Below are 13,181 nucleotides of genomic sequence, written 5' to 3'. Positions count from 1 at the left end.
ACGCGCGATTCGAGCGGGCTCAGCGGCTGCCGTACTCAACCTGGTTCAGAAGCGAGGAGGGGGCGTTTCCCTCACGGTCGACGGTCGGAAGGGTGTTCTGCTCCATGGCCGCGGTGCCTCCGAGCACGGCTCCGGCGCCGACGAGTGCACCGATCGCTGCGGCGGCAATGCCGGGGACAAGGAACTTCGCCATCTCGGATCTCCCATGGGTCTAAGGCATCGGGCACGGTGGTCGAGCGTCGGCCACTCGTGCATTCGTGACATCCGGGTCAAGGTACCACCCGCCCGCGCCACGGGTGCGCACGTCCACACCGAGCGTCCCGAGCAGCGTGCCGAGTTTGGTGGTCGTCTCGTCGAGTTCGGCGTCGGGATCGGACCCCGCGACGATTCCGCCCCCCGCCCATGCGAGCGCGGTGGTGCCGTCGGCGTCGATCTCCGCGCACCGGATCGCCACCACCCAGTCGCCGTCGCCGGCCGTGTCGCACCACCCGACGGCGCCGCCGTAGAAACGACGATCGCCTTCGATCTCGTGGATGGTCTCGAGCGCGCGGTCCGTTGGGGTCCCGCACACCGCCGGCGTCGGATGAAGTCGGCCGGCGAGGGCGAGCGAGTGGAGGGACGGGTCACGCAGTTCCCCGCGGATGGGGCTGTCCAGGTGCCACACTTCCCGGGTCCCGGTCAGCTGCGGCGACGACGGGACGTCCAACTCGGTGCACAGCGGCGCGAGTACGTCCCGGATCCAGTCGACGACGTAGGCGTGTTCGGTGAGGTTCTTCGAGGAGGCGAGAAGGGCCTCACCCTCGGCTCGATCGGCGGCGGGGTCGGCGCGGCGGGGCGCCGATCCGGCCAGCGGATGACAAGTGACGGTGGTGCCGCGCCGACTGAGCAGGATTTCAGGACTCGCGCCGACGAGGGTATGTCCGACATACCCGTCGCCTGCGGGGGTGAGGTCGACCGCGTACCCGTTGGCGGTCTCGTGCCGGGCGATCAACCGCGCCACCAGTGCCTCGGGAGAGATCGGGGTGTCGGCGACGAGTCTCACGGCCCGCGCGGCGACGACTTTCTCGAGGTCCCCGTTCCGCAGCCGCTCGACGAGTCCTTGTATTCGTGCGACATGTTCCGTGGCAGTGGGGATCTCGTTGTCGACCCGGACCGTCGGCAATGCTGCGACGGTCTGCGGCCGCCACGGCCCGGGCGTCCAGGACATCGTCTCGGGTGCGGTGAGCGCGGCCGGCGCGTTCGGATCGAACGGCAGTGCACCGACGACCAGGTCGGCCAGTCCGGCGGCGAGTGCGTCGGCCGCGTCGGCCGCGTCGTCGAATCGATCTCGCGCCCCGGCGGTACGAAGTGTGCGCGTGGGGCGCGAGAGGAGGAAGCCGTCCATGGTGCTTCGACGATAGTCGGCGCGCCCGAACTAGCCGCCGCGAGGTGCGCGCCGTTACTTGCCCGGCGGGACGATCAGCACCGGACGGTGGCTGTGCCGGAGTACGTGGTCGGCGACACTGCTCTGCAGCAGTGATCGCAGCCCGGTGGTCCCGCGGGTCCCGGTCACGATGATGTCCGCGTCGAGCTCGTTGGCACACTCGACGATCGTCGCCCAGATCGCTGTCGTCGACTCGCGGCAGCGGCCCTCGGCGTTGAGGCCCGCGAGGAGGGCAACGTCCACGCCCTCCTCGTTGGTGGACTTCGCGTCGGTGAGTGCGATGTCCTCGGACGTCTCGTCGGGAACCCACTCGGGCTGCATCACCCCGGACAGTCCGGACATGCGGGCGGCCTGCCGAACCATCGGCTCCCACACGGTGACGACTACCGCGCGCTTCGCGGCGAGGAATCGACCGGCGTACTCGATGGCACGCTTGGAGTTGTCGGAGCCGTCGTAGGCGATGAGCATGAGATCTGCCGGCACTGTGACCTCCTGGAATCCGGGACGACGCGCTTCGGCGGACTTCGGCCTTCCGTCTTCGAGATTACCTTGCCATTACCAGCCCCGCTCGGTTCCGAGATTGGCAGGGATCGATCTCGGCTACCGTCGGGTCCATGCGAATTCGACATGCGTTCGCCATCGCGCTGTGCGCCGGACTGGCGGCCGGTTGCGCGTCCGGGGCCGGGACCGACACGACGACGACTGCCCAACCGACCTCGCCCTCGCCGACGCAGACGGCATCGGAGACCTCGAGCGCACCGATGGCAGCGTCGCCCTTCGGGTCGGCGATGTGCGGACCGGCGTTCCTCTCGTCGCTCACCGAGCGGCAGAAGCTCGCGCAGCTACTCATGGTCGGCGTCACGGGAACCGCGGACGCGCTCGAGGTCGTCAGGTCCGAACAGATCGGCGGCATCTTTATCGGCAGCTGGACCGACGAGACGATGCTCGGAAACGGCGAGATCGCGGCGGTCGCGGACGCGAGTGCCGTGCCGCTCATGGTGTCGATCGACGAGGAGGGCGGGCGGGTCTCGCGCGTCGGCCAACTCTTCGGCGCGGACCCGTCCGCCCGCGAAGTCGCGCGAACCATGACGCCCGAGCAGGCTTACGAGATGGCGCTCGAGCGGGGCCGCGAGTTGCGGCGAATCGGGATCACCGTGAACTTCGCGCCCGACGTCGACGTGAGCAGCCAACCCGACAACGCGGTCATCGGAGACCGATCCTTCTCGGACGACCCGCAGGTCGTGACGACGTACGCGGAGGCCTACGCGCGGGGCATGCGTGCGGCCGGAATCCTGCCGGTTATCAAGCACTTCCCGGGCCACGGCTCGGCGTCGGGCGATTCGCATACCGGTGCCGTGACGACACCTCCCCTCGACCAGCTGCAGGCGTCCGACCTGGTCCCGTACCGGGCGTTGGTCGGCACCGATGTCGGGGTCATGCTGGGGCACCTGAACGTCCCCGGTCTCACGACCGGTGATCTGCCGGCGAGCTTGAGCCCTGAGGCGGTGTCGCTGCTCAGGGACGGCACCGGCTACGGCGCGCCCCCGTTCACGGGGCCGATCTTCACCGACGACCTCAGTGGGATGCGGGCGATCACCGACCGGTTCGACATCGCCCAAGCCGTCGAGCAGGCACTGTCGTCGGGGGTAACGGTTGCGCTGTGGCTCACCACCGACGAGGTCCCACAGGTCCTGGACCACCTCGAGCAAGCGGTCGCTTCGGGCCGTCTGCCGGCGTCGCAGGTCGATTCATCGGTGCTGACGGTGGCGCGTGAGAAGGGGGCCGTGACGTGTTGAGAGGGTCGGGTCGCATCGCAGGTCGACCGCAGATCTTCTGACTATCGAGTAAGATAACGATCCTTACCTGCGGTTGGAGGAACTATGGCTGGTGGCACCAAGCGCCTGCCCAGGGCGGTGCGTGAGCAGCAGATGCTCGACGCCGCCGTCGAGGTGTTCTCCGACAACGGGTTTCACGACGCGTCAATGGATTCGATCGCGGCGAAGGCGAACATCTCCAAGCCGATGCTGTACCTCTACTACGGGTCCAAGGACGAGTTGTTCGCGTCGTGCATCCACCGGGAGGGCCAGCGTTTCGTCGAGGCCATTTCCCCTGCGGGCGATCCCGACCTGCCGCCACGCGAGCAGCTACGCGCTGCGCTCACCGGCTTCCTGGGGTTCGTCGACGAGCACCGAAGTTCGTGGATGGTGCTCTACCGGCAGGCGATCGGTCAGCAGGCATTCGCATCTCAGGTCGGCAACAGCCGCGACCGGTTGATCGAACTGACGGAGAAGCTGCTCGAGTCGAGCACCAAGGACCCGGAACCGGGCACCGACTTCTCGATCATGGCGGTCGCACTCGTCGGGGCGGGGGAGGCCGTCGCTGACCGGGTGGCCGGCGGCGAGATCGACGTCGACGCCGCTGTCGAGCTGCTCGACAAGCTCGCCTGGCGCGGTCTGGCGGGCGGCAAGAAGAAGTAGCCCGAGACTCTGACCGACGGGTGTGGTCAGGCCGCCCGTCGCCGGCGTCCACGCAGCAAGTACGCGCGCTCGGACTCGCTCATGCCACCCCACACGCCGAACGGTTCCGGCACCGCCAGCGAGTGGGCGAGGCACGTGGCCATGACCGGACAGGAGTTGCAGATCGCTTTGGCGCGCCGTTCACGCACTGTGCGGGCGCTACCCCGTTCGCCCGTGGGTGGGAAGAAGATCGATGCGTCCATGCCCTGACAGCGACCGTGCTGCTGCCATTCCCAGGTATCGGCAAGGGGGGCGAGGGTCGGTGCGGTGCCGGTCATCGAATGCTCCTCGTGAAGGTTCGTGGACCGCCGGGTCGGGCGCAGGAAAATGCGCCACCTGCGGAGTCTAACGAGGACGACACCCGGCGCCCGGCTCGGGTGTCCGAACTGGTCGAGCCGGACACGATTTCCACCGGCATCCGGCAGTTCGTCGGACACGAGGCTGCTAGGAGCGAGGGCACAGGCCGCGGCGGAACCCCTTCCGCCGCGGCCCGTCTGCTAGCGCACCGTCGCGGTCAGGTGCGGGTATCCCTTCTTGGGATTCTTCAACGCGACATCCCACCCGTCGGGTGTCGGGTCGGTGTACAGGTTCACCGTCGCGGGGAGCACGATCGGCTTGCCGAACCGGACGGCGTAGGTCACCGCGGCCGGCAGGCGTCCCTCGAGGGGCTGCAGCGCGGCGGCGGCACTCCACATGCCGTGTGCGATGGTGCCGGGGAACCCGAACACCTTGGCACCGAGCGACGAGATGTGGATCGGGTTGCGGTCGCCCGACACCGCCGCGTATCGACCGATGGTCTTCTGATCCACCCTCAGGGTGCGTGTGGGCGGCGGTGGGACCTCCTCAGCGTGTTCGGCCTTGGGCTCCTTCGGTGCGCCTGTGGGGTGCATCTTCAGGAACGAGCTCACCTGCCGCCACACGAGTTCGCGGCCCACCGACACCTCGCTGACCAGGTCCACCTGAGTGCCCTTCGGGTGTGGTCGCATGTTCTCGGCGTGGACCTTCAGGTCCAAGGGTTCGCTCACCGAGATCGGGCGATGCTGCTCGATCAGGTTGTCCGTGTGAACGGAACCGATTGCGGGGAAGGGGAACTCGCGTGAGGTGAGCAAACGCATCACGGTCGGGAACACGAGCGTGAACGGGTACGTGATCGGGAGGGTGTCGCCGAACCGCAGGCCGCACACCTTCGTGTACGTGGCGAGGTTGTCGTGGTCGACGTGCAGGCCGGAGAGTGCCAGCGTGTCCTTCGGCAGGCTTCGCCGGCCTGACGGCTTCACGAACGGCAGCGTGCTGAACGCCGCTCGCGTGTAGTTGTCGAGGGTGCTGGGCTGCTCGCGCAACTGCACGAGCGTGTCCTTGCGGCCGGTCATCATGCGCCCAGGAGGGACTGGCCGCACACCCGCACGATCTGGCCGGTGACGGCGCTCGACGCGGGACTCGCGAAGTACGCGACCGTCTCGGCAACGTCGACGGTCTCTCCACCCTGGAGCAGCGAGCTCATGCGACGGCCGGCCTCGCGGGTGGCGAACGGGATCGCCGCGGTCATGGCGGTCTCGATGAAGCCGGGTGCGACCGCGTTGATCGTGATCTTCTTCTCGGCCAGGACGGGTGCGGTGGCCTGCACCAGCCCGATGACGCCCGCCTTCGAGGTGCCGTAGTTGGTCTGCCCGCGGTTGCCGGCGATACCGGCGATGGACGACACGTCGATCACCCGGCCGCCCTCGCGCAGGACACCCTTCGTGACCAGAGCATCGGTGATCTTCTGCGGGGCAAGGAGATTGACCCCAATGACGCTGTTCCAGCGGCCCTCGTCCATGTTCGCGAGCGTCTTGTCGCGGGTGATGCCGGCGTTGTGGACGATGATGTCGACGCCGCCGTGACGTTCGGTCAGGTGATCGGCGAGCTTGTCGGCGGCGTCGGCAGCGGTGACGTCGAGGGCAAGTGACGTGCCGCCAACCTTGTTCGCGGTCTCCGACAGCGGCTGGCCGGCGGCCGGGATGTCGGCGCACACGACCTGAGCGCCGTCACGGGAGAGCACCTCGGCGATGGTGGCACCGATGCCACGTGCCGCGCCGGTCACCACGGCCACCTTGCCTTCGAGCGGACGATCCCAGTTGGCCGGGGCGACGGCGTCCTCGGCGCCGATGCGGATGACCTGGCCGTCGACGAACGCGGACTTGGCTGAGAGCAGGAAGCGCAGCGTCGATTCGAGGCCGGAAAGGCCCGGTGCCGCGTCGGGCGAGACGTACACCAGCTGCGCGGTGGAACCGTGCTTGATCTCCTTGCCGACACTTCGGGTGAAGCCTTCGAGAGCACGCTGGGCGATCTGCTCGTCGACACTGGACGCCGACTCGGGCGTGGTGCCGAGCACCACGACGCGCGCGCACGCGGTGAGGTTGCGGATGACCGGCTGGAAGAACTCGAAGAGCTGCGCCAGTTCGCTGACCTGACCGATGCCGGTCGCGTCGAACACCAGGGCGCCGTAGCGATCGTCGTGCGGCTGTGCGGTCGGGTAGTCCGACAGGAGCTCCCGGATCGGCTCGACGAGCCGGCCCTTGCCGCCGAGGAGAATCGGTCCGGCGAGCGGCGGTTCGCCCGCCTTGTACCGGCGCAGCTTTTCCGGCTGCGGCAACCCGGTCTGTTTGGCGATGAATGCGCCCGGCACGGACGAGAGGAACTGCGAGTAGAGGTCGGGAGCGCCCTTGCTGGCTGCCACGGTCCACCTTCTTTGTCGATTGCGTTGTCGCTGGTCCGGCACCCGCTACATCAGGTGCGGTATCGACATTGAACTTACTCTGGAGTAAGTTCAATGTCGAGTGCACAAAGCTGATTGAACCCTGCCCCTTCTCATGGAGACCGACGTGACAAGCAAAGCCCGTACCCGCAGCAAGAAGCCGGCACCCGCACGTAAGTCCAGCGGTCGGCAGCTTCGCCCTGTCGCCATCGTCGGCGGCAACCGGATCCCGTTCGCACGCTCGGACCGCGCCTATGCGCGGGCATCCAACCAGGACATGTTCACCGCGACCCTCGACGGCCTCGTGAGCCGGTTCGGTCTGCAGGACGAGCGGTTGGGCATGGTCGCCGGTGGTGCGGTGCTCAAGCACAGCCGGGACTTCAATCTGATGCGCGAGTGCGTGCTCGGCAGCGCCCTGAGCCCCTACACCCCGGCGTACGACCTGCAACAGGCGTGCGGCACGGGCCTGCAGTCGATCGTCGCGGTCGGGGACGCCATCGCCGCCGGACGCATCGAGGCGGGTGTCGGCGGCGGCGTCGACACGACGTCGGACGCACCGATCGGCGTGAACGACGAGCTGCGCGAGTTCCTGCTGTCGGTCAACCGGGCCCGTTCGACAGCCGACCGGGTCAAGCTGTTCGGCCAGGTGCGCCCGTCCATGCTCGGTATCGAGATCCCGCGCAACGGTGAGCCCCGCACCGGCCTGTCGATGGGTGAGCACGCCGCGATCACCGCCAAGGAATTCGGCATCCGCCGCGAGGACCAGGACGAGTTGGCGGTGGCGAGCCACCGCAACATGGCTGCGGCCTATGATCGCGGCTTCTTCGATGACCTCGTCACACCGTTCCTCGGGCTGACCCGCGACGACAACCTGCGCCCTGGCTCCACTGTCGACAAACTTGCGACGTTGAAGCCGGTATTCGGTACCAAGCTCGGCGACGCGACGATGACGGCCGGCAACTCCACCCCGCTCACCGACGGCGCGTCCGCGGTGCTGCTGTCCACCGACGAGTGGGCGGCCGAGCGGAGCCTGCCGGTGCTCGCGCATCTGGTGGATTCCGAGACCGCCGCCGTCGACTACATCCACGGCGGCGACGGTCTGCTCATGGCGCCCACGTACGCGGTGCCTCGTCTGCTCGCCCGCAACGGTCTCACGCTGCAGGACTTCGACTTCTACGAGATCCACGAGGCCTTCGCGTCGGTGGTCCTGGCGACCATGCAGGCGTGGGAGTCCGACGAGTACTGCAAGGAACGGCTGGGGCTCGACGGTGCGCTCGGCTCGATCGACCGCAGCAAGCTCAATATCAACGGTTCATCGCTCGCGGCGGGGCATCCGTTCGCGGCCACTGGTGGTCGGATCGTCGCGTCGTTGGCCAAGATGTTGGCAGAGAAGGGCTCGGGCCGTGGCCTGATCTCGATCTGCGCGGCCGGTGGCCAGGGCGTGACCGCGATCGTCGAGGTCTGATCTACCGGGGACAAAACGGCCGGATCGGACAAACCTGACCGATCTTGAATCGACTTGTAACGCTGTCCGCGTGGGAGTGATATTCCAGTTGGCACCGTGTCGTTACCGGACCCCCGACCTGGCAACGACACGGTGCCGCTGTGCCTGCTCGACCCAGTCGTCCCCGACTCGGTTCGGTGGTGCGCAGAATCGCAGATCCGGCGTCCGATATGGTCATCCGTCCCCACTACCCTGAGTGGGACGAACAGAGAACATGAGTGGGACGAACACTTAGCGACGGTCCCGCAAGGTGCCGATTCGGCAGGAGCCCTACTTGATGAGTGACGAGCGCGGCGGCGCTGAGGACCAAGAGCGCCCTTTGGAGAATCCGGATCCGGACGAGAACACGACCAAAATGATGGCCGTTGTTCCCTCCGAGACCCCGGACCCCGCCGGCACGGATCCAGTAGCCGATCCGGATCCAGGAGCCGATCCGGACCCGGGAGCCGATGCGGACGCCGAAGCGCCTACCGAGGCGATCCCCACAGTGGCGATCCCCACAGTATCGGGGGGCACGCCCGAACCCACGGAGAAGGCGGACCCCGAACCGTCGGGCGACGTGGACCCGGGCACGCCTGCCGGCGCGGCCACCGAGCGGCCGCGTTGGATGAAGTATGCGGCCGTCGCAGGCGGTGTCGCGGCGGTCGGTGCGATCTTGTACACGGTCGACTTGGTGACCTCGGCCGACCGGGTGCCGCGCGGGACTACCGTCGCGGGGGTCGGGATCGGGGGCCAGAGTCCCGCGGCCGCCGAGGAGATGCTGCGCGCCGAGGTCGGTCCGCGAGTGGAGCGTCCGGTGCCGGTGCGCGCCGGAACCACCGACGCGTCGGTCGTGCCCGCTCAGGCCGGGGTGACGATCGACTGGCAGGCCACCCTGGATCGGGTGGGAGATCAACCGGTGAATCCGTTCACCAGACTGGCGTCGCTGTTCACCACCCGGGAGATCGGCGTCGCCTCGACGGTCGACGACGCCGCGCTGTCGCAGGCAATCGCCGGTGTCCAGGGGGAGAGCGACCGGGCGCCACGCGAAGGCGACGTCGTGTTCGATGGCGCAAAGGTCGAGCCCGTCGCGCCGGAGGCCGGACAGAACTTGCGGGTGGACGAGGCCAAGGACACCTTCGTCGACGAGTGGTTCCTCGGCGGGGTCGTCGATCTGCCGGTAGATGTCGTCGAGGTCACCGTTACGCAGTCCGGAGTGGACGCCGCCATCCGCGACGTCGCGGCTCCCGCCGCAGCGTCGGACGTCGTGGTGACCGGCAAGGACGGTGCGGCGGCGACGCTGCCGCGCGATCAGATCGGCGCCGTGCTGAGCTTCGTGCCCGACGGCGAGGGCGGGCTGTCGCCGCAGTACAACCTGGAGGCAGCCGCCGAGATCCTCGCTCCGCAATTGGCGAGCACCGAGACCGAGTCGAAGGATGCGCAGATCAGTCTCGCGAGCGGCTCGCCACAAGTGGTTCCCTCGGTCACCGGTGAGAAGGTGCAGTGGCCCAGGACGCTTGAGCCGCTGCCGACGCTGCTCGTCGCGCCCGACGCCCGCACCACTCCCGCGATCTACGAGTCCGCCGAGCCGGAGCTGACGACCGAGGGCGCCGAGGCACTCGGGATCCGTGAGGTGATCGGCGAGTACACCACCGGCGGCTTCTCGTGGGCGTCAGGCGTCAACATACGGCTGGCTGCCAGCGAGATCGACGACGCGATCGTCAAGCCGGGAGAAACGTTCTCGCTCAACGGCTACACCGGTCCGCGCGGCGCGGCGGAGGGCTACATCGACTCCGGCATCATCAACTACGGTCGCCCCGATACCGCGATCGGTGGGGGGATCAGCCAGCTCGCGACGACTCTCTACAACGCCGCCTACTTCGCCGGCATGGACGACGTCGAACACACCGAGCACAGCTACTACATCTCTCGCTACCCGGCAGCCCGGGAGGCCACGGTGTTCGACGGCGTCATCGATCTGAAGTTCCGCAACCCCGCGGACACCGGAGTGGTGATCCAGACCATCGGCACCAACTCGGACATCACGGTGCGACTGTGGGGGACCAAAACCGTCGACGTCCAATCGGTGACAGGCGACCGCTCCAACTTCACGTCGCCGGAAACCATTACGCTCCCCGAGGGCCCGGACTGCGTGCCGTCCGGCGGCGGACAGGGATTCACGGTCAGTGACACCCGGATCATCACCGACGCAAAGACCGGGGCACAGATCTCCAGCAACACCCGGACCGTCCGGTACGACCCGATACCGATCGTCCATTGTGTGTCGGACGAGCCGGAAGAGAAGCCCTCTGACGACGACGAAAGGGACCAGCCACGGTCCCGTCGGGGCGGCTGATCCGGCCGTAGCGTCGCTCCCCGACACAATGTAGTGCAGCTCCCAACAGAAAGAGCCCCCGTGCGTAACCGCACGGGGGCTCTCGTCATCGGAGACTCAGAACGCTGCCTCGTCCAGCTCCATGATGTCGTTGTCGAGGTGCGACAGGATGGTGCGGGTCGCGGTCAGCTCGGGCAGGACGTTCTTCGCGAAGAACGACGCTGTCGCGATCTTGCCCTCGTAGAACGCCTTGTCCTTGTTCGACGCTCCCTCGTCGAGAGCCTTGATCGCGATCTCGGACTGGCGCAGCAGCAGCCAGCCGATGAGCAGGTCACCGACGGACATCAGGAAGCGGACCGAACCGAGGCCGACCTTGTACAGCTCGGTGGGCTGCTCCTGAGCCCCCATGAGGTGGCCGGTGAGGGTGGCGGCCATCGCCTGGACGTCCTCGAGCGCCGTCGACAGCAGGGCGCGCTCGGCCTTGAGACGACCGTTGCCGGCCTCGCTGTCGACGAACTTCTTGACCTCGCCGGCGACGTGGGCCAGCGCGACGCCGCGGTCACGGGCGATCTTGCGGAAGAAGAAGTCCTGCGCCTGGATGGCGGTGGTGCCCTCGTAGAGCGAGTCGATCTTCGAGTCGCGGATGTACTGCTCGATCGGGTAGTCCTGCAGGAAGCCCGAGCCACCCAGGGTCTGCAGGCTCTCGGCCAGGTACTGGTAGGCGCGCTCGGAGCCGACACCCTTGACGATCGGGAGCAGCAGGTCGTTGACCCGGTGCGCCATCTGCTCGTCGGCGCCCGACACCAGCTTCGCCATTTCCGGATCCTGGTGCGCGGAGGTGTACAGGTACACCGCGCGCAGGCCCTCGGCGTACGCCTTCTGCAGCGCCAGGCTGCGGCGCACGTCGGGGTGGTGGGTGATCGTGACGCGCGGCGCGGTCTTGTCGGTCATCTGCGTCAGGTCAGAGCCCTGGACGCGCTGCTTGGCGTAGTCGAGCGCGTTGAGGTAGCCCGTCGACAGGGTCGAAATGGCCTTGGTGCCGACCATCATGCGGGCGTGCTCGATGACGTCGAACATCTGCGCGATGCCGTCGTGGACCTCGCCGACGAGCCAGCCGACAGCCGGGGTGCCGTGACCACCGAAGGTGAGCTCGCAGGTCGTCGAAACCTTCAGACCCATCTTGTGCTCGACGTTGGTGACGAACACACCGTTGCGCTCGCCGAGTTCGTTCTTCTCGAAGTCGAAGTGGAACTTGGGGACGAAGAACAGGGAGAGGCCCTTGGTACCCGGGCCGGCGCCCTCGGGGCGAGCGAGGACGAGGTGGAAGATGTTCTCGAACAGGTCGTCCGACGTGGCCGAGGTGATGAAGCGCTTGACGCCCTCGATGTGCCACGTACCGTCCGCCTGCTGGATGGCCTTGGTGCGTCCCGCACCGACGTCCGAACCAGCGTCGGGCTCGGTGAGCACCATCGTGGCGCCCCAGCCGCGCTCGACGAGGGTGGCGGCCCACTTCTTCTGCTCGTCGGTGCCGTTGTTGTAGAGGACGTTCGCGAACGACGGGCCGGCGCCGAACATGAAGGCGCCGGGCTGCGCGCCGAGCAGCATCTCGGCGATGGCCCACACGATGGTGCGGGGGACCGGCACGCCGCCGATCTCCTCGCTCAGGCCCATCCGGTACCACTCGGCGTCCCACATCGCCTTGAACGACTTCTTGAACGACTCCGGGAGGGTCGCCTCGAACTTCTCGGGGTCGTAGACCGGCGGGTTGCGGTCGGCGTCGGCGAAGGCCTCACCGAGCGGGCCCTCCGCGAGACGTGCGACCTCGGACAGCATGTCCTTGACGGTCTCGGTGTCGAGGTCACCCCACACGCCCTCGCTCAGCGGCTTGTCCAGGCCCAATACCTCGAAGAGGTTGAATTCGAGGTCGCGGACGTTGCTCTTGTAGTGGCCCATCTTCTCTCCCTGAAGTGCACTCCGTTGGTGCGGTCTGTCTTTCCGTCGAGTACCGCCCAAGTAGCTACTCGTCGGTAACTTACCCGATATTACTCAAGATTAAGTTAGCTGCCAAGATACGGGCCTGCGCGCGACCAGGAGCGCGTCGATCGCTGTTCCGCCGTCGGTGTCCCGATAGCGCCGTTCTGCCACCGCCACGTCGAGTCGCCCATCGACTTCATCCGCTAAATCTGCTGGTGTATAGAGCAATTCGGGATCAGGTAGTCCACCAGCGCCATGCGCGTGGTCCATCGTCTCGTGGTCGAGAATTATGAGGATTCCCTCGGGTTCGAGGGCGTCGATGATTCGGCTCACAAGTGCGCGGTGCCGAGCCGGTTCGACGTGGACGTGGAGCATGAGGATCAGGTCGTATTTCACGCGACCGTCCAGGGCGATCGTCGTGGTTACGTCGTCGACTGCGTAGCTGAGGCGCTCGCGTACCGAACGCGGCGCCTGCGCAGCTATCTGTAGCGCCCTCGCCACCGCCACCGACGAGAAGTCGACCCCGGTGGTCTGCCACCCTCGTGTCGCCAGCCACAGCGCATGTCGGCCCTCCCCGCACGCGAGGTCCAGCGCCCGACCGGCGGGCAGTGACGTCACGAACTCCACGACCACAGGGTTCGGTGGCGCACCCCAGGCCATGTCGGTCTGTGAATACCGTTCGTCCCACTCCCGCGCATCCATGGAGACGACGCTAC

General features: G+C 67.4%; 12 protein-coding genes. 4 read left to right on the top strand and 8 right to left on the bottom strand.

From position 1 onward, the window contains the following. Window positions 1-19: 19 nt before the first annotated feature. From EGT50_RS13945 to EGT50_RS13935, 3 genes are read right to left on the bottom strand one after another with little or no spacing between them, the layout of a single operon-like run. Window positions 20-193 (bottom strand): DUF2613 domain-containing protein, encoded by a 174-nt coding sequence (locus EGT50_RS13945; protein ID WP_127955240.1) that lies wholly within the window; start codon window positions 191-193, stop codon window positions 20-22. A gap of 18 nt (window positions 194-211) precedes the next feature. Beyond that, window positions 212-1,384, bottom strand: a complete 1,173-nt coding sequence (locus EGT50_RS13940; protein ID WP_127955239.1) for an isochorismate synthase — start codon at window positions 1,382-1,384, stop codon at window positions 212-214. Window positions 1,385-1,438: 54 nt separating this feature from the next. Continuing rightward, window positions 1,439-1,906: a universal stress protein gene (locus EGT50_RS13935; RefSeq protein WP_127955238.1), complete on the bottom strand. Its 468-nt coding sequence runs from the start codon at window positions 1,904-1,906 to the stop codon at window positions 1,439-1,441. 131 nt (window positions 1,907-2,037) lie between these two features. Here EGT50_RS13935 and EGT50_RS13930 point away from each other — a divergent pair, with 131 nt between their 5' ends. Together EGT50_RS13930 and EGT50_RS13925 are read left to right on the top strand one after the other, a co-directional pair. After that, on the top strand, window positions 2,038-3,219 hold the full coding sequence (locus tag EGT50_RS13930) for a glycoside hydrolase family 3 N-terminal domain-containing protein (RefSeq protein ID WP_127955237.1): 1,182 nt from the start codon (window positions 2,038-2,040) through the stop codon (window positions 3,217-3,219). An 84-nt stretch (window positions 3,220-3,303) separates the two neighbouring features. Continuing rightward, window positions 3,304-3,900 (top strand): TetR/AcrR family transcriptional regulator, encoded by a 597-nt coding sequence (locus tag EGT50_RS13925; protein WP_127955236.1) that lies wholly within the window; start codon window positions 3,304-3,306, stop codon window positions 3,898-3,900. 26 nt (window positions 3,901-3,926) lie between these two features. Here the strand turns inward: EGT50_RS13925 and EGT50_RS13920 are convergent, their stop codons facing one another. The 3 genes from EGT50_RS13920 to EGT50_RS13910 all read right to left on the bottom strand — a co-directional run bounded on the left by EGT50_RS13920 (window position 3,927) and on the right by EGT50_RS13910 (window position 6,655). After that, window positions 3,927-4,217, bottom strand: coding sequence for a WhiB family transcriptional regulator (locus EGT50_RS13920; protein ID WP_127955235.1), 291 nt, complete (start codon window positions 4,215-4,217; stop codon window positions 3,927-3,929). 219 nt (window positions 4,218-4,436) lie between these two features. Next, the gene (locus tag EGT50_RS13915; RefSeq protein ID WP_127955317.1) at window positions 4,437-5,309 is read right to left on the bottom strand and encodes a MaoC/PaaZ C-terminal domain-containing protein; all 873 of its coding nucleotides are present in this window, start codon (window positions 5,307-5,309) and stop codon (window positions 4,437-4,439) included. Continuing rightward, window positions 5,309-6,655 carry a 3-oxoacyl-ACP reductase gene (locus tag EGT50_RS13910; RefSeq protein WP_127955234.1) on the bottom strand — a complete coding sequence of 449 codons (1,347 nt, stop codon included), beginning with the start codon at window positions 6,653-6,655 and terminating at the stop codon, window positions 5,309-5,311. The genes EGT50_RS13915 and EGT50_RS13910 overlap by 1 nt, the downstream gene beginning before the upstream one ends. Window positions 6,656-6,800: 145 nt before the next feature. Between EGT50_RS13910 and EGT50_RS13905 the strand changes: the two genes are divergently transcribed. After that, window positions 6,801-8,138: an acetyl-CoA C-acetyltransferase gene (locus EGT50_RS13905; protein ID WP_127955233.1), complete on the top strand. Its 1,338-nt coding sequence runs from the start codon at window positions 6,801-6,803 to the stop codon at window positions 8,136-8,138. Between the two features lie 316 nt (window positions 8,139-8,454). Continuing rightward, entirely contained in the window at window positions 8,455-10,512 is a 2,058-nt protein-coding gene (locus EGT50_RS13900) for a VanW family protein (protein WP_127955232.1), read from the top strand. A 96-nt stretch (window positions 10,513-10,608) separates the two neighbouring features. Here the strand turns inward: EGT50_RS13900 and EGT50_RS13895 are convergent, their stop codons facing one another. Both EGT50_RS13895 and EGT50_RS13890 read right to left on the bottom strand, forming a co-directional pair. Next, window positions 10,609-12,444 carry an acyl-CoA dehydrogenase gene (locus EGT50_RS13895; RefSeq protein ID WP_127955231.1) on the bottom strand — a complete coding sequence of 612 codons (1,836 nt, stop codon included), beginning with the start codon at window positions 12,442-12,444 and terminating at the stop codon, window positions 10,609-10,611. 99 nt (window positions 12,445-12,543) lie between these two features. Then, complete coding sequence (locus EGT50_RS13890; protein WP_127955230.1) at window positions 12,544-13,167, bottom strand: class I SAM-dependent methyltransferase; 624 nt, start codon at window positions 13,165-13,167, stop codon at window positions 12,544-12,546. Between the last annotated feature and the right edge of the window lie 14 nt (window positions 13,168-13,181).

It is taken from the genome of Rhodococcus xishaensis (assembly GCF_004011825.1).
Lineage (GTDB): Bacteria > Actinomycetota > Actinomycetes > Mycobacteriales > Mycobacteriaceae > Prescottella > Prescottella xishaensis.
This window is presented reverse-complemented; position numbering and strand designations above follow the sequence as displayed.